This window comes from Ensifer sp. ENS02 (assembly GCF_014851885.1).
GTDB lineage: Bacteria > Pseudomonadota > Alphaproteobacteria > Rhizobiales > Rhizobiaceae > Ensifer > Ensifer adhaerens.
This window is the reverse complement of record NZ_JACVAO010000003.1, coordinates 413434-430403: the sequence shown is the minus strand read 5'-3', so window position 1 is coordinate 430403 and position 16970 is coordinate 413434. Positions and strand designations below refer to the sequence as shown.

The following is a 16970-nucleotide window of genomic DNA, read 5'->3' as shown; positions in this document are numbered from 1 at the left end:
CCACAAGCTGAAGAGATCCCGAGGCCGCCCGTATGCGACCGCCGGTTCGGCAAAAGAGCACCTAGCCCTTGATAATCTCGTTCACGCTCGTTTCGGTGGGCGTGGTGGCTTCGCGCATCCATTCGCGCCAGATCGCAACGAGCAGCGCCATCAGCACCGGACCGACGAAGAGGCCGAGGAAACCCATGGTCTTCACGCCGCCCACGAGGCCGAAGAAGGTCGGCAGGAAGGGAAGCTTGATCGGGCCGCCGACGAGGCGCGGACGCAGCGTCTTGTCGACGATGAAGAGTTCGGTCGTGCCCCAGGTGAACAGCGCCAGGCCGTGAATGGGCGAACCGCTGGCGACGAGATAGACCGAGACCAGCGTGAAGCAGAGCGGCGCGCCACCGGGGATCAGCGCCATCAGGCCGGTGATGATGCCGAGCGTGACCGGCGACGGCACGCCGGCAAGCCAATAGGCGACGCCAAGCACGATGCCTTCGCCGATGGCGATGATGCCCATGCCGGTGACCGTCGAGCTGATCGTCAGCGGCACGACGCGCGACAGCCGTTCCCAGCGCATAGGGAAGATGCGCTCGCCGAGCTTGTCGAGTTGGCCGGAGAAGGACTGCCCATCGCGATAGACGAAGAACAGCGTGATCAGCATGAACAGCAGCGTCAGGAAGGCATGGAACGTCGAGGCACCGACGACCAGAACGCCGCGGTAGATATTGCCGATGTTGGAGCCGCTGACGAGCTGGACCAGTTCGCCGAGCGCGCCCGGATGGCCGATATGCTTGACCCATTGCTCGCCAAGCCAGACACCGGCGATCGGAATGCTCGACAGCCATGCGGGCACGACGGCGCCGTTGGCATTGGTCTCGACGGCCCAGACGACCCAGTCGCGCACTTCGTCGACCGCATAGACGGCGGCAATCGAGATCGGCACGACGATGAAGGAGATGACGCAGACGATCGCGATGGTGGCGGCAAGCGTCCGGTTGCCGTTCACACCGGCGAGCAGCCGGCGATAGATCGGCCAGCTGGCAAACCCGATGACGACAGCGGCCAGAACCGGAACGACGAAACCATGGAAGAAATAGACGCCGGCGAGCAGAACGAAGACCAGCATCCAGCGGGCAGCGGTCATGGGGCCGACAAGGGCATGGCGCGAAATGGCAGTGTGCCCGAGGAGCCGTGGCTCCACGGCGAAATTCTCTCGTTCGCGATTACCCAATTGCACCAATGATCCTCCGTCTTCCGACGAGCTTACAGCAAACCCGCGGCCTTGCCAGCCACTCTGACACCGCGCGCCGCCCCTTTGCCCCTGCTTTACGGTAGTTTCAGGGCCGTGGCCGACGCTAGCGGCGGGACATGACAGAAAAATTTAGGAGGGTTCAAGAGCCCCCGGCTTTCTTTCGATAAAGCCGGTCATTCCGCCGCAGGTTTTGCAGCCATACGCGCAGGCTGTGCGCGATCGACGAAGACTGAGGCGAGAAAGATACCGAAGCCGGCAACGCCGAGAACGGCACCGACGAGACCGGTGGAGGTCCAGCCATAACCCGCAGCGATCGAAACGCCGCCGAGCCAGGCGCCTAGCGCATTGGCGAGATTGAAGGCGGAGTGGCTAAGGGCAGCAGCCAGCGTCTGGGCCTCGCCGGCGACATCCATCAGCCGGGTCTGCACGCCCGGGACGACGGCAAAGCCACCGCCGATGAAGAGCACGTTGACGATGGCGATCCACGGATTGCCCATGGTGAAATAGAAAAGCACATAGGCAAAGATGTTGAAGACGATGGCGATACCGATCGCCGGCATCAGCGCCCAGTCGGCAAGCCGCGCCCCGACGATGTTGCCGAGGATCATGCCGGCACCGAAGACCGAAAGCATGATCGGCACATTACCAAGCGAAACACCTGCGACTTCGGTCAGCGCCGGTGTGATGTAGCTGAAGACGGCGAACATGCCGCCACAGCCGATGGCGCAGATGCCGAGCATCAGCCAGACCTGCAGCTTGCCGAGCGCACCCAGCTCGCGAAGCGGCGTCGCCTTCGGGTTGCCCTTGTCCCGCGGTACGTGGGCGAAGGTGAGCGCCATGGTCAGGAGGCTGATGGCGCCGACGATGGCAAACGCGGAGCGCCAGCCGAGCGCCTGGCCGAACCAGGCGACGAGCGGCGTGCCGAAGAGAGTGGCGATGGTCAGTCCCATCATCACCCGGCCGACGGCGCGGGCCCGCTGGTTCGGCGCGGCAAGGCCGGCCGCCACCAGGGCAGCCACGCCGAAATAGGCGCCATGCGGCAGCCCGGCGAAGAAGCGCGCGGCAATCAGCGTGTAGAAATCCGGAGCGACGGCGCTCGCGAAGTTGCCGACGGCAAAAACCAGCATCAGGACCAAAAGCACCCGGAAGCGCGAGAAGCGGGCGGCAAGCACCGCGATCAGCGGCGCACCGACGACGACGCCGAGCGCATAGGCGCTGATGACCGCACCAGCCTGGGGCACCGATACCGATACGTCTTCGGCGACTTGCGGCAGGAGACCCATGATCGCAAACTCGCCGGTACCGATCCCGAAGCCGCCGACGGCGAGCGCCACTTCGGCGGCAGAAACACGGGCGCGGCGCGGATCGACGGCAGAGGAGAAGGCTTCGTCACACATGGGCTCACTCATGGGCAATGGCCAGTGTCGCCGTGCCTTGCGGCCGGAGAAAAATCTGGGGGATATGTCGGCGGATGTTGGATTGGACCAACGGGGATATGCTGCAATGCAATACAGGCTTTTCCTGCGGCAGGCAAAGCTTTTGCGGTTCTCGTCATACTTTTTCGCAAGGCTCGCAGAAGCCTGTTAACCGTAAGCTCAGTTGACGTTTACGTCAAAGTTATATAATTCCGAATCTCAGCTTGAAGAGGTGTCGCAAAAGCATCATCCTCATCGGCGTGAGAGGATCGGGAGGGATTTTCTCAGGCCGCATCAGGCCAGCCTGTGGCGACCAGAGGGAGAGAGGTCATGGCGGAAGTCAGCGCACAACAGACGGGTATCAGCCCAGGCAAGATCTGGCTGAAATCCTATCCACCCGGAATAGCCGCCGAAATTGGCCCCCTGCCCTACAAGTCGATCGGCGAATTCTTCGACCACGCCGTTGCCCGCTATTCGAGCCGTCCGGCCTTCACCTGCATGGGCAAGACGCTGACCTTTGCCGACCTCAACGCCCAGTCCGCCAGGATCGGCGCCTGGCTGCAATCGATCGGCCTTGCCAAGGGCGACCGCGTCGCGGTGATGATGCCGAACATCCTCCAGAACCCCGTGATCGTCTACGGCATCCTCAGGGCCGGCTTTACCGTCGTCAACGTCAACCCGCTCTACACGCCGCGCGAACTGCAGCACCAGCTCACCGATTCCGGCGCCAAGGCGATCTTCGTTCTGGAAAACTTCGCGCACACCGTGCAGCAGGTGGTCGACAAGACCGCGGTTAAGCACGTCGTCGTCGCGACCATGGGCGACATGCTGGGCCTGAAGGGTGCGATCGTCAATCTGGTGGTCCGCCGCGTCAAGAAACTCGTTCCCGCGTGGTCGATTCCCGGCCACCTCTCGTTCAAGGACGTTCTTTCCAAGGGCGCGCGAGCCAAGCTGACGAAGCCCAACATCGCCGCGAGCGACGTCGCCTTCCTGCAATATACCGGCGGGACGACGGGCGTCTCGAAGGGCGCGACGCTGACCCATTCCAACCTCTTGTCGAACATGGCGCAGATGGAAATCTGGTTCCAGACGGCGTTCCGCTCGCGCACCCGGCCGGACAATCTCGTCTTCATGTGCGCGCTGCCGCTCTACCATATCTTCGCGCTGACCGTGAATTCGCTGATGGGCCTTGCCACCGGCGGCAACAACATCCTGATCCCCAATCCCCGCGACATCCCGGGCTTCGTCAAGGAACTCGGCAAGCACAACACCAATATCTTCCCGGGCCTCAACACGCTGTTCAACGCGCTGATGAACAATGCGGAGTTCCAGAAGCTCGATTTCTCGTCGCTGATGTTGACCTTCGGCGGCGGCATGGCGATCCAGCGCCCGGTCGCCGAACGCTGGAAGCAGATGACCGGCTGCTCGATCGCCGAAGGTTACGGCCTGTCGGAGACCTCGCCGGTGGCAACAGCCAACATCCTCGACGCGACCGAGTTCACCGGCACGATCGGCATGCCCATCCCGTCCACCGACGTCGAGATCCGCGACGACCAGGGCAATACGCTGGCGATCGGCGAAGTCGGCGAGATCTGCATCCGCGGGCCGCAGGTGATGGCCGGCTACTGGCAGCGGCCGGACGAGACCGCCAAGGCGATCTCGCCGGATGGCTTCTTCCGCTCGGGTGACATCGGCTTCATGAACGCCGACGGCCTCGTCAAGATCGTCGACCGCAAGAAGGACATGATCCTGGTCTCCGGCTTCAACGTTTTCCCGAACGAGATCGAGGAAGTGGCGATGACCCATCCGGGCATCCTCGAATGCGCGGCGATCGGCATTCCGGACGAGCATTCCGGCGAAGCGGTCAAGCTCTTCGTCGTCAAGAGGGATGCAGCACTGACGGAGGAAGAGGTCAAGCGCCACTGCGCCGCCAACCTCACCAACTACAAGCGTCCGCGTTTCGTCGAATTCCGCACCGAACTGCCGAAGACCAATGTCGGCAAGATCCTGCGCAAGGATCTGCGCGGATAAACTACTCCGAAATTCAAACGATTTAAAAAATCCTGAAAACCGCCGCCTCGGCGGTTTTCCAGTCTTGATTTGGTCCACTTAAAGCGAATAGCTACGCAGGCGATTGTCCGACACCCCTGTCCGACCAAGGAGCCCCGCGATGAAAGCGCTTGTCGACCAACTCAAAGCCACCGCCGCTCAAACCAACGCAACCGATATCCGCGCGGCCTTCGCCGCCGACGCAGAACGTTTCGCGCGTTTCAGCACCACGCTCGGCGACCTGCTGCTCGACTATTCGAAATGCGCCGTCAACGACAAGGTGCTGGACGGACTGGAGGCGCTCGCCAGGGCCGCCAAGGTCGAGGAGAAGCGGGACGCCATGTTCCGCGGCGACATCATCAACATCACCGAGGAGCGCGCCGTGCTGCACACGGCGCTGCGCAACCGCGGCAACCGCCCGATCCTCGTCGACGGCAAGGACGTGATGCCCGATGTCAACGGCGTGCTTGCCGCCATGGGCGCCTTTGCCGACGGCATCCGCTCGGGCGCGCTGAAAGGTGCGACCGGCAAGAAGATCACCGACGTCGTCAACATCGGCATCGGCGGCTCGGACCTCGGCCCTGTCATGGCGACGTTGGCGCTTGCGCCCTTCCACGACGGCCCGCGCCTGCACTTCGTTTCCAACATCGACGGCGCCCATATCGCCGATACGCTGAAGCTGATCGATCCGGAAACCTCGCTCTTCATCATCGCCTCGAAGACCTTCACCACCATCGAGACGATGACCAACGCGGCGACCGCCCGCGCCTTCATCGCCGGCAAGCTCGGCGAGGCCGCCGTCGGCCATCACTTCGCAGCCGTTTCGACCGCGCTCGACAAGGTCGCCGCCTTCGGCATCGACCAGGCCCGCGTCTTCGGCTTCTGGGATTGGGTCGGCGGGCGTTACTCGATCTGGTCGGCGATCGGCCTGCCGCTGATGATCGCCGTCGGCAAGGAGAATTTCGGCCGCTTCCTCGATGGCGGCCACGCCATAGACGAACATTTCCGCACCGCACCGATCCGTCAGAACATACCGGTCCTGCTCGGCCTTCTCGGCTTCTACCATCGCAACGTGCTCGGCTACCCGTCGCGGGCGATCCTGCCCTATGACCAGCGCCTGTCGCGCTTCCCCGCCTATCTGCAGCAGCTCGATATGGAATCGAACGGCAAGGCGGTGACGCTTGAGAGCACGCCGGTCGAATACTCGACCGGCCCGGTCGTCTGGGGCGAGCCCGGCACCAACGGCCAGCACGCCTTCTACCAGCTGATCCACCAGGGCACGGACGTCATTCCCGCCGAGTTCATGATTGCCGCCAACGGCCACGAGAAGAACCTGCGTCACCAGCACGAGCTGCTGATCGCCAATTGCCTGGCCCAGTCGGAAGCGCTGATGAAGGGCCGCACGCTCGCGGAAGCCAAGGCGCAGCTGACCGCCAAGGGTATGGCCGATTCCAAGGCCGACAAGATTGCGCCGCACCGCGTCTTCACCGGCAATCGCCCGTCGCTGACGATCGTCTATGACCAGCTCGATCCCTTCGCGCTCGGCCGCCTGATCGCGCTTTACGAGCACCGCGTCTTCGTCGAGGGCGCGCTCTTCAACATCAATTCCTTCGACCAGTGGGGCGTCGAGCTCGGCAAGGAGCTGGCGACCGGCCTGCTTCCCGTCGTCGAAGGTAAGGAAAGCGCCGATGGTCACGATTCGTCGACAGCGGGTCTGGTGGCAGCCTTGCTGAAAGCCGCCCATTAAACAAATCCGCTCGGTTCTCCCCGGAACCGCACCGCTCCAGACGATAGAGGCCTGAGGCGCTTGTCGCGCCTCGGGCCTCGTCATTTTGCACAACCCGGCAACGTCGTGGCGCCGGGTTTCAGCACCTCCATCAGATCGAGCTTCGACAGCAGCAGAAAATAGTCCGTGTCCGACCCCATCTGCATCCAGGCATTGACCATGACCTTTCGGCCTGACGGGAAGGCGCCACGCCAGCAACGTCCGGAGAACCGGCCGACAGGCTGCCGCGGTTAAGCTCGCCCCGTTTCGAGCGTGCGATCTTTTCCTGCAACAGCCGCAAACGCGCGGCATCCGCTTCGCCGAGAGCCAGAACATAGAGTGTTTCTCCCGGCGGCTCGCGAGCGCCGCAGCCGGCACACTGCCCGCGTGGACGTCGAGCGCATAGCTCTGGCTTTCCGCAGGCGCGCTCCCCTCCTGCCAGGAAAGCTCCAGGGCCGCATCCAACATCACAATTGACGGCAATTATTTATTGTTTTACGATAAAAATACAAGTGAAACGATAAGGAACTTTGTATGACGAACTCCGCCGAGAGGCTGCGCAAGCTCAGCCGCTTCATGAAGCTCATGATCATATTGTGCGGAGCGTTGTTCTGTTCGGCGGTCGTCTACACGCATTGGCAGATCTTCTTCGACCGGCAAGGCTTCGAACAGGGCGTTCGCGACATCGTCTTCCCTCGGGTCGAGATCATCACTCTGTCCTATCGAGCCATCGGGACCGTCGCCTTTCTGGCCGCGATCAACAACGCGCTCGTCATTGCCGGCCTCGCATTCGCCTGGCAGCTTTTCGACAGCTTCCAGCGCGGCGAGATCCTGTCCGGCCGCAATGGCGTGCTGTTGCGGCGGGTGGGACTGACCGCCCTTTTCGGCTCGCTGTGCATGACCGTCAGCAATGGGATCGGCATCCTCGCTGTCACCTATGACAACCCGGGCACCACGGGACATGCGGTGATGTTCGACATCAATGGCGGCACGATGATCGTGCTTCTGATGGCCGGGCTCGTCGTCGGCCTCGGCCATGTCATGGTCATCGCATCGGGGGTCGAGGCGGAGAACAGGAGCTTCGTCTAGCGCATGCCGATTGTCGTCAATCTCGATGTGATGCTGGCGAAACGCAAGGTTCGTTCACGAGATCTTGCCGAACAGGTGGGGATCACCGAGCAGAACATCTCGCTGCTGAAATCCGGAAAAGTGAAGGGCGTGCGCTTCGACACGCTGGAAAAGATCTGCGCAGCACTCGACTGCCAGCCGGGCGATATCCTGGAATACCGCCCGGACCCGGACTAACGATCAAAGACCGATTTCATGCTTCCACGGCGGGTTGGCGCCTGCGCGCGAGACCGTGACGGCCGCCGCCTTGGCGCCGAGCGCCAGCGCGTTGCGAACGGCGGTTTCAGTGAGGCCGGCGACATCGGCCTTGCTCAGGAGACCGGCGAGCTTCAGCGATGCCAGCACGCCGGCATCGAAAGTGTCGCCGGCACCGACCGTATCGACCACGGTCACGCGCTCACCGGCAACCTCGACCTTGTGGCGGGCGGTATAACCGACGGCGCCATCGGCGCCCTTGGTAATCAGCACCAGCTTGGGGCCGCGCCTCAGCCAATCGGCGGCGAGATCGTCGTGGCTGCCCTCCATGCCGAACCAGGCAAGATCCTCGTCGGAGAACTTGATGATATCGGACATCGCCGCCATGCGGTTCATGCGGGCGAGATGAGCCTCTCGGTCCTTGATGAAACCGGGGCGGATATTCGGATCGAAAGAAATGACCCGCTTTTCATGCTCGCGCGTCATCAATGCTTCGTAGGTCGAGCCGCAGGGCTCGGGGATGAGGCTGATCGCGCCAAAATGCAGTGCCTCACAGAAATCGCCGAGCGTTGGCAGGTGCTCGCGGGTGATCATGCGGCCGGCAGTGTTTTCATCGAAGAAGGCGTAGCTGGCATGGCCGTTGACCAGCTTGACGAAGGCAAGCGTCGTGTGCAGCGAGAGCGTCGCGCAGGGGCCGAAATCGACATTCGCCGCCTTCAGCGTGTCGCGCAGGATATCGCCGAACATGTCGTCGGAGAGACCCGTGAAAAAGCCGGTCTGGATGCCGAGGCGGCCAAGGGCGATCGCCGTGTTGAAAATCGCGCCGCCAGCATAGGGCGCAAAGGCACTCTCGCCCGCGGTCGTGTCCCGCGGCAGCATGTCGATCAGCGCTTCTCCGCAGCATACGATCATCGGCTTATCCTCCTCGACAGATTTTCAATCGATTTAAAAATTATGACTGAAGACGCTACGAGGCCCCGGCAGAACCGGGGCCTCGCCAGAGATTACGCCAAGGCGCTGACGCCGCCGTTGCGGCCCGACCAGGCGAGCGGCGCGTTGAGGAAGGCCTCGACCTCACCGAGCGTCTTTTCGTCGAACAGCTTCTGCTCGCGGGCGACCGCAAGCACGTTGCGCCATGTGGCGATCCAGTGCAGGTCGACGCCCTTGCCTTTCATCTCGCCGACCGCTTCCGGGAAGATGTCGTAGTAGAAGAGCGCAATGCCGTGGTCGACGATGCCACCGGCTGCGCGGATCGCGTCGATGAACTTGAACATCGAGCCACCAGCCGTCGTCAGGTCCTCGATGACGAGAACGCGGGCGCCTTCCGGCATATGGCCTTCGATCTGGGCGTTGCGGCCGTGGCCCTTGGGCGCCTTGCGCACATAGATCATCGGCAGACCGAGACGTTCGGCAAGCATGGCGGCGAAGGGAATGCCGGCGGTTTCGCCGCCTGCAACCACGTCGAACTTCTCAAAACCGGCTTCGCGCAGGATCGACGCTGCAGCAAAATCCATCACCGCCGAACGGATGCGCGGATAGGAAATCAGCTTGCGGCAGTCGATATAGACGGGGCTCGCCATGCCGGACGACAGCTTGTAGGGCTTGTCGGCGCTGAAATGCACGGCCTTGATCTCCCAGAGCATCTTGGCGACCAGCTCGGCCATGACGGCCTTGTCGGTGAACGCGTTGGAAAACATCAAACTCTCCTTCAAAACTTCAAGCGATCAAACGACGGCCCAGTGCAGCGGGAACATCGGATCGAAAACGGTGACCGGACCGGCACTGGTCTCGATCTTCTTGGGATAAGTGACAGCCTCTGCCTGTTTCCTGAGCGTGATCGTTTCCTCGTTCACCGGCAGCCCGTACCAGGCGGGACCGTTCAGCGAGGCGAAGGTTTCGAGCTTGTCGAGCGCGCCCTCCTCTTCGAACACATGCGCCAGGCAGCTCATGGTGTTGATCGAGGTGTAGATGCCGGCGCAGCCGCAGGCGCATTCCTTCAGCGGATCGACGTGCGGTGCGGAGTCCGTGCCGAGGAAGAAGCGCTTGTCGCCGGAGACGGCAGCCGCGCGCAATGCCAGGCGGTGGTTCTCGCGCTTGGCGACCGGCAGGCAGTAATAGTGTGGCTTGATCCCACCGACGAGAATGGCGTTGCGGTTGATGATCAGGTGATGGGTGGTGATCGAACCCGCAAGGTTCGCCTTCGACGCCTTGATGTAGTCGATGCCGTCCTTGGTGGTGACGTGCTCCATCGTCACCTTCAGTTCCGGCAGGCGCTTGCGCAAGGGATCGAGCACGGTCTCGATGAACACGGCCTCGCGGTCGAAGATGTCGACGTCCGAGCTGGTGACTTCGCCATGCACGCAGAGCGGCAGGCCGATCTTGGCCATGCGCTCCAGCACCGGCATCGCCTCGTCGATGTTGCGCACGCCGCTGTGCGAGTTGGTCGTCGCACCTGCCGGATAGAGCTTGACCGCCTTGACGAGACCGCTCTTGTGGCCGGCTTCGACGTCGTCGGGATTGGTGCCTGCGGTCAGGTAGAGCGTCATCAGCGGCTCGAACCGGTCCCCGGCCGGGATCGCCGAGACGATCCGTTCGCGATAGGCGGAGGCGTCTGCGGTCGTGACGACAGGCGGCACCAGGTTGGGCATGATGATCGCGCGGGCGAAATGGCGGCTGGTATCGGCGATAACGCCCTTCAGCATGTCGCCGTCGCGCAAATGAAGGTGCCAATCATCCGGGCGGCGGATAACGAGGTCTTGCATGGTCAGCGTTCTCCTAGGTCAGAGCAGGCGCAGACGGAAAACCGCAGCCCCGGGCTCGCGCCCGATCCGCGCGCGCAGCTTTGCGAGCCGGCGGGTACGCGGGTGGCGGGCGGTTTCTCATGTGGTGGAACCGCGTCTCGATATCACCAATGCGCCCGCAAACACAATCCGCAATCCGACCATCGCTCAGAAATCCGCAAGCACCAGATCCGCCGCCCGCTGATGGTCGACCACGCGATGCGCGTTCGGGATGTCGTTACCGAGAGCCTTGCGCTTCGCCGCCTCCTCGTCATAGCCGTGATCGAACCAGCGCTGCAAAAGCCGCCGCTCCAGTTCTGCCACGCCGGGATTGATGAAGATCGAGAAACCGAAGGCGCCTTCGAGCCTGTCCCACGGCGCCTCGTCGAGCAGCAGGTAGTTGCCCTCGACCAGGATGATGCGGGTCTCGGGCGCAACGATCCTGGCAGAGGCGATCGCGATCTCGCGCGAGCGGTCGAAGACCGGAACCAGCACCTCGCCGTCATTGGCGCGCACCGCGGCGACCGTCGAAAGAAAAGCCCTGACGTCGAACGTCTCCGGCGATCCCTTCCGTGGGAGAAGACCTTTTTCCTCAAGAACGGCATTGTCCATGTGGAAGCCGTCCATCGGCAGAACCGCCGCCCTTTCGCCGCCGGCAACCAGGGTTTCGGCCAGCGCCTCGGCCAGCGTCGACTTCCCGGCACCGGGCGGCCCGGCGATGGCGACGACGAAGCGGGCGGCACCGGCCGCCCGTTTCAGGATTTCGTTTGCAATCGGCTCGACATTCATGCCGCAAGCGCCTCGCGCGGCGGCTCCTTCGCCCCGGTCATGAAGGCAACCGCATCCGACATCGTATGCTCCTTCGGATTGATGACGCAGAGCCGCTTGCCGAGACGGTGAACGTGGATGCGGTCGGCCACCTCGAACACATGCGGCATGTTGTGCGAGATCAAGACGATCGGCAGGCCGCGCGAGCGCACGTCGAGGATCAACTCCAGTACCCGCCGGCTTTCCTTGACGCCGAGTGCCGCCGTCGGCTCGTCCATAATCACCACCTTGGAGCCGAAGGCCGCGGCCCGGGCCACGGCCACGCCCTGGCGCTGGCCGCCCGAGAGCGTTTCCACCGCCTGGTTGATGTTCTGGATCGTCATCAGCCCGAGCTCGGACAGTTTCGCCCGCGCCCGCTTTTCCATTTCCGCGCGATCGAGGGTGCGGAAGAGCTTGCCCATGATGCCGGGTTTGCGGATTTCGCGGCCGAGAAACATGTTGTCGGCGATCGACAGCGCCGGCGACAGCGCCAGGTTCTGATAGACCGTTTCGATGCCGGCTGTTCGCGCTTCCATCGGCGAACGGAAGTTGATCAGTTGGCCCTCAAGCCGGATCTCGCCCTCATCCGGCGTGATGGCGCCGGAGATCGCCTTGATCATCGAGGACTTGCCGGCACCGTTGTCGCCAATCACGGCGAGGATCTCGCCGGGATAGAGATCGAAATCGGCATGATCGAGGGCGGTGACGCGACCGTAACGCTTGACCAGGCCGCGCGCGGTGAGAATGGGTTCCTGAGCCATCAGCCTGCTACCTTTCTGATCCATTGGTCGATTGCGACGGCGGTGATGATCAAGACGCCGGTGAGGAAGACTTTCCACTGCGGATCGGCGCCGAGCATGTTGAGCCCCATGGAGACGACGCCGACGATCATCGCGCCGATCAGTGTGCCGAGGATCGACCCGCGGCCGCCGAAGAGCGAGATGCCGCCGATAACAGCTGCGGTGATGGCCTGCAGATTATAGTCGGTGACGGCTGCAGACGGCGAGATCGAGCCGTTGCGGCCGATCGAGACCCAGGCGGCAAGTGCCGCGATCAGGCCGGCAAGCGTATAGGCACTCAGAAGCACGCGGCTGGTGCGGATACCCGAGAGCTTCGCCGCCTCCGGATCGTCGCCAACGGCATAGAGGTGGCGGCCCCAGGCGGTGTGATTGAGCGCGTACCAGAGGCCGAAGACCAGCACGACCATCATCACCACGCCGAGCGTGAAGACGGCGGAGCCCACCTTGAAGCTGACGCCGAAGAGGTGGAGCATCTGGGTGACGGCCGTTACGTCGGCCTCGCGGATCGTCGCGTTGGCCGAATAGATGAAGTTCGTCGACATGATGACATACCAGGTGCCGAGCGTGACGATGAACGGCGGAAGCTTGACCCTGGAAACGAGGAAGCCGTTGAGGAAGCCACAGGCGCCGCCGACGACGAAGCCGATGAAGATCGCGATCGGTGCCGGAAGGCCGTAGGTGACGGCGCAATTGCCCATGATCACAGCCGACAGCACCATGATGACACCGATCGAAAGGTCGATGCCGGCGGTCAGGATCACCAGCGTCTGTGCGGCACCAAGAATGCCGACGATGGCGATCTGCTGAAGGATCAGGGTCAGGGTGTAGGACGAGAAGAACTTACCCCCGATGGCGATGCCGAAGATCAGGATCGCTGCAATCAGCACGATGAACGGCACGGCGGCCGGCGTCGAATGCAGGAAATGCTGGATCTTCTGGACCGCTGTCTTGTCATGCGTATCGAACGACGCGACCTGCGTCGAACTGTTGACCAGGACTTTCTCGAATTCCTGGGATGGCTGCGCGGCTGTGTTGGGCTCGCCCATGGACCTTCCTCCCGTGAACCCCACTCCCAAGGGGTTGCGATGGTGTCGTGCACAGCCCGCCCACAATGACGCGGGCAATAGCACTCTTTAAAAGCTGCGCGGTTTTCGTCGCCTTGTCAAAGACATCGGCGCTTACGCGAAGGGCGGCCGGGGCCGCCCTTCCGTTGCCTTTACATGGTGACAGTAGAAGGCGGGCAATCAGCCCCAGCACTTCTCCGTGCCGACCTTGGTATCGATCGATTCGACGCCGGCTGCCGGCTTGTCGGTGACGAGCGAGACGCCAGTATCGAAGAAGTCCTTGCCTTCCGTCGGCTTCGGCTTCTCACCGGTATCGGCGAACTTCTTGATCGCCTCGATGCCGAGAGCCGCCATCATCAGCGGGTACTGCTGCGAGGTTGCGCCGATGACACCTTCGGCGACCGACTTGACGCCCGGGCAACCGCCGTCGACCGAAACGATCAGCACGTCCTTTTCCTTGCCGACGGCCTTCAGCGCCTGATAGGCGCCGACGGCAGCCGGCTCGTTGATGGTGTGGATGACGTTGATATCAGGATCCTTCTGCAGAAGGTTCTCCATCGCCTTGCGGCCACCTTCCTCGTTGCCGTTGGTGACGTCGTGGCCGACGATGCGCGGATCGTCCTCGTCGCCGATCTTGTTCGGATCCTTCGTGTCGATGCCGAAGCCCATCATGAAGCCCTGGTCGCGCAGAACGTCGACTGTCGGCTGCGACGGCGTCAGGTCAAGGAAGCCGATCTTGGCGGTCTTGGCACCATCACCCATGGTGGCGGCTGCCCACTGGCCGATCAGCTTGCCGGCGAGCAGGTTGTCGGTGGCAAAGGTCGCATCGGCAGCGGTTGCCGGATCAAGCGGCGTGTCGAGCGCGATCACGAGCAGACCGGCTTCCTGCGCCTTCTTGACCTGATCGACGATCGCCTTGGTGTCGGAGGCGGCGATCAGGATGCCCTTTGCGCCATCGGCAATGCAGGATTCGACCGCGGCGACCTGGCTGTCATGGTCGCCATCGATCTTGCCGGCATAGGACTTCAGCGTCACGCCGAGTTCCTTGGCCTTGGCAGTCGCGCCCTCCTTCATCTTGACGAAGAAGGGATTGGTGTCGGTCTTGGTAATCAGGCAGGCGCCGACATCGGCGGCTTGCGCGGGCATGGCGAAGACAACGCCAAGCGACAGCGCGCCAAAAGCAGCGGAAAGAACAGTCTTCTTCATGAAATCCTCCCAAGGATTGAAAATCGCGCCGGCGGACCGGCCCTGGCTACACCACCGCAGCATTCTCCTCCGCTGCAACTGGCGCTTCCGAGACAAAAACAAACACTAAATTTCCGGGGTGTCAATAAATAAATCAAATTGAATTATTATTTCGATGTGGCATTCTTGGGATGACAGCGCTCCACCGGAGGATTGGCGCGCCGACCAAATTGACAGAGCCGCGACAAGTGGAAACAAGAGACCCGCGCCAAGCGGGCGGCAGAACGGGATGAGGAACTATGCAGGCGGTTTGCGCCCGTATCCCGCTCACATAATCCAATGCCAACGGGAGGAGACGGTGGCATGTCACTGACAGACGGCCCCGACCGGGGACCGACGCAACCTGAAGTCATCGACCCGAGCGGCGGCGCCAACCAGACGCGCGTGCGCGCCTATAACGAACGGCTGGTCATGTCGCTTGTCCGGCGCCACGGCGGCCTCTCCAAGGCAGACATCGCCCGGCGCTCCGGCCTGTCGGCGCAGACCGTTTCGGTGATCATGCGCGCGCTCGAAAGCGACGGCCTTCTGGTCAAAGGCGATCCTGTCAGAGGCAAGGTCGGCCAGCCCTCGACGCCGATGCGGCTCAACCCAGACGCGGTCTATTCCTTCGGCGTCAAGATCGGCCGGCGCAGCGCCGATCTGGTGCTGATGGATTTCGTCGGCAACATCCGGCTGCATCTGCACCACGTGCATCCCTATCCGTTGCCCGGCGATCTCGTCGATTTCATCATTTCCGGCATGGCGAAGCTCGAACAGCAGCTTGGCCCCGACCAGCGCAAGCGCATCGCCGGCATCGGCATCGCCACCCCCTTCGAGCTCTGGAACTGGGCCGAAGAAGTGGGCGCGCCGCGCGAAGAGATGAACAGGTGGCGCGACGTCGACCTGCAGGCGGCGGTCGCTGCCCGTACCACCTATCCGGTGTTTCTGCAGAACGACGGCACCAGCGCCTGCGGTGCCGAGCTCGCCTTCGGCGTCGGCGCCAGCTATCCGGATTTCGTCTATTTCTATATCGGCTCGTTCATCGGCGGCGGCGTTGTGCTGAACTCCGCACTCTTCTCCGGGCGAACAGGAACGGCTGGCGCCGTCGGTCCGCTGCCGGTCTCGGGCAAGGACGGCAAAACCATCCAGCTGCTCAAGATCGCCTCGGTCTTCGTGCTCGAAAACCTCTTGCGCGAACGCGGCATCGATCCGCGGCCGCTCTGGTACTCGGCCGACGACTGGATCGACTTCGGCGAACCGCTCGACATCTGGATCGACGACTGCGGCGCAGCCCTCGCCCAGGCCGTCGTCTCCGCCGTTTCGATCGTCGACTTCTCGGCCGTCGTCATCGACGGCGGCTTCCCGCCCTGGGTGCGGGCGCGGTTGCTTTCCGCCACGCGCAAGGCGCTCTACGACCTCGACCTTCAGGGTGTAACCATTCCCGAACTGGTGGAAGGCATGGTCGGCAGCCATGCGCGCGCCATCGGCGGCGCGAGCCTGCCGCTCTTTTCCCGCTACCTGCTCGACACCAATGTCCTCTTCAAGGAGCTCGGCTGATGCTGAAAGGCCTAAACCCGATCCTCAGTCCCGAACTGCTCGCAACGCTGCGAGCGATGGGCCACGGCGACGAGATCGCGCTGGTGGATGGCAACTACCCCGGCCAGGAACATGCGCGCCGTCTCATCCGGCTCGACGGGCACCCGCTGATCCCCGTGCTCGACGCTATCTTGAGCGTCTTGCCGATCGACGATTTTGTGCCCGAGGCGATCTTCCGCGCCACTGTCAAACAGGACAAGGACACGCTCGACCCGGTCCACCAAGAGATCGTCGCGTGCTGCGGCAAGCACGAACCGAACCGCCGCGTCGTGCCTCTGCTCGGCGCCGATTTCTATCCGCGCGTCAGGGCCGCCCACACGGTGGTCCAGACGAGCGAGCCACGGCTTTACGGCAACGTCATCCTGCGCAAGGGCGTGATTTATCCCTGAGACTTCGCACACAACGAAAAAAGCCCGCCGGCGAACCGGCGGGCCTTGCATTTCACCAAGTGAAATCCGTGCCTCAGGCGCCGCGCTTGTCGATCGACAGCGCGCCCGGGCCAAAGGCGGCGAGCACGAGGAAGCCACCGGCGACCGAGATGTTCTTCATCATCATCAGGCTGTTGAAGACGCTCAGCAGGCCGTTGGCTTCCGGCGGGAAGGTCGGAATGTTGATCGCACCGCTATGGAAGACGAAGGCGGTCACGAGCGTGAACGCCGCCAGCAGGTAGGCCGCAATCTTCGTCTGGAAACCGACGAGAACGGCAAGACCGGCAACCAGTTCGAAGGCGCCGGCGAGATAGGCAAGCAGCGTCGGCGCGGGCCAGCCGGCACCGGTGATCATTCCGGCGGTCGCCGACGGATCGGTGAGCTTGCCGAAACCGGCCGTGATAAACATGATCGAAAGCAGGATGCGTCCAACGAGGACGACAACATTCTGAGACATGGAAGACTCCTGTGAGAAACGGTTC

16 protein-coding genes are annotated in these 16970 nt (G+C 62.9%); 6 read left to right on the top strand and 10 right to left on the bottom strand.

Annotated elements, in window-relative coordinates:
* Positions 1–61: 61 nt before the first annotated feature.
* Together IB262_RS09395 and IB262_RS09390 are read right to left on the bottom strand one after the other, a co-directional pair.
* Positions 62–1222, bottom strand: coding sequence for an AI-2E family transporter (locus tag IB262_RS09395; protein WP_034797607.1), 1161 nt, complete (start codon positions 1220–1222; stop codon positions 62–64).
* A gap of 188 nt (positions 1223–1410) precedes the next feature.
* Positions 1411–2646 carry an MFS transporter gene (locus tag IB262_RS09390; RefSeq protein WP_060581841.1) on the bottom strand — a complete coding sequence of 412 codons (1236 nt, stop codon included), beginning with the start codon at positions 2644–2646 and terminating at the stop codon, positions 1411–1413.
* A gap of 336 nt (positions 2647–2982) precedes the next feature.
* Between IB262_RS09390 and IB262_RS09385 the strand changes: the two genes are divergently transcribed.
* The 4 genes from IB262_RS09385 to IB262_RS09370 all read left to right on the top strand — a co-directional run bounded on the left by IB262_RS09385 (position 2983) and on the right by IB262_RS09370 (position 7771).
* Positions 2983–4683 (top strand): long-chain fatty acid--CoA ligase, encoded by a 1701-nt coding sequence (locus tag IB262_RS09385; RefSeq protein ID WP_060522360.1) that lies wholly within the window; start codon positions 2983–2985, stop codon positions 4681–4683.
* Between the two features lie 139 nt (positions 4684–4822).
* Entirely contained in the window at positions 4823–6448 is a 1626-nt protein-coding gene (gene pgi / locus IB262_RS09380) for a glucose-6-phosphate isomerase (RefSeq protein WP_112974841.1), read from the top strand.
* 552 nt (positions 6449–7000) lie between these two features.
* Positions 7001–7555, top strand: a complete 555-nt coding sequence (locus IB262_RS09375) for a DUF2975 domain-containing protein (protein WP_034797227.1) — start codon at positions 7001–7003, stop codon at positions 7553–7555.
* 3 nt (positions 7556–7558) lie between these two features.
* Positions 7559–7771, top strand: a complete 213-nt coding sequence (locus IB262_RS09370; RefSeq protein WP_034797229.1) for a helix-turn-helix transcriptional regulator — start codon at positions 7559–7561, stop codon at positions 7769–7771.
* 3 nt (positions 7772–7774) lie between these two features.
* On the opposite strand, the gene IB262_RS09365 is transcribed toward IB262_RS09370, so the two are convergent.
* The 7 genes from IB262_RS09365 to IB262_RS09335 form a co-directional block, all read right to left on the bottom strand.
* The gene (locus IB262_RS09365; RefSeq protein WP_034797231.1) at positions 7775–8701 is read right to left on the bottom strand and encodes a carbohydrate kinase; all 927 of its coding nucleotides are present in this window, start codon (positions 8699–8701) and stop codon (positions 7775–7777) included.
* Positions 8702–8793: 92 nt separating this feature from the next.
* Complete coding sequence (locus tag IB262_RS09360; protein ID WP_043618867.1) at positions 8794–9486, bottom strand: orotate phosphoribosyltransferase; 693 nt, start codon at positions 9484–9486, stop codon at positions 8794–8796.
* 27 nt (positions 9487–9513) lie between these two features.
* Positions 9514–10551: a dihydroorotase gene (gene pyrC / locus IB262_RS09355; protein WP_112974840.1), complete on the bottom strand. Its 1038-nt coding sequence runs from the start codon at positions 10549–10551 to the stop codon at positions 9514–9516.
* A gap of 186 nt (positions 10552–10737) precedes the next feature.
* The gene (locus IB262_RS09350) at positions 10738–11358 is read right to left on the bottom strand and encodes a nucleoside triphosphate hydrolase (protein ID WP_112974839.1); all 621 of its coding nucleotides are present in this window, start codon (positions 11356–11358) and stop codon (positions 10738–10740) included.
* Positions 11355–12137, bottom strand: coding sequence for an ATP-binding cassette domain-containing protein (locus IB262_RS09345; RefSeq protein ID WP_034797240.1), 783 nt, complete (start codon positions 12135–12137; stop codon positions 11355–11357). The genes IB262_RS09350 and IB262_RS09345 overlap by 4 nt, the downstream gene beginning before the upstream one ends.
* Positions 12137–13222: an ABC transporter permease gene (locus tag IB262_RS09340; RefSeq protein ID WP_034797242.1), complete on the bottom strand. Its 1086-nt coding sequence runs from the start codon at positions 13220–13222 to the stop codon at positions 12137–12139. The genes IB262_RS09345 and IB262_RS09340 overlap by 1 nt, the downstream gene beginning before the upstream one ends.
* A 198-nt stretch (positions 13223–13420) precedes the next feature.
* On the bottom strand, positions 13421–14446 hold the full coding sequence (locus tag IB262_RS09335) for a sugar ABC transporter substrate-binding protein (RefSeq protein ID WP_034797243.1): 1026 nt from the start codon (positions 14444–14446) through the stop codon (positions 13421–13423).
* A gap of 342 nt (positions 14447–14788) precedes the next feature.
* On the opposite strand from IB262_RS09335, the gene IB262_RS09330 reads away from it, so the two are divergent.
* Positions 14789–16021, top strand: a complete 1233-nt coding sequence (locus IB262_RS09330; RefSeq protein WP_060519843.1) for an ROK family transcriptional regulator — start codon at positions 14789–14791, stop codon at positions 16019–16021.
* The gene (locus IB262_RS09325) at positions 16021–16449 is read left to right on the top strand and encodes an RbsD/FucU family protein (protein ID WP_060519841.1); all 429 of its coding nucleotides are present in this window, start codon (positions 16021–16023) and stop codon (positions 16447–16449) included. The genes IB262_RS09330 and IB262_RS09325 overlap by 1 nt, the downstream gene beginning before the upstream one ends.
* A 73-nt stretch (positions 16450–16522) precedes the next feature.
* Here IB262_RS09325 and IB262_RS09320 read toward each other — a convergent pair whose 3' ends face one another.
* On the bottom strand, positions 16523–16945 hold the full coding sequence (locus IB262_RS09320) for a DoxX family protein (RefSeq protein ID WP_034797251.1): 423 nt from the start codon (positions 16943–16945) through the stop codon (positions 16523–16525).
* Between the last annotated feature and the right edge of the window lie 25 nt (positions 16946–16970).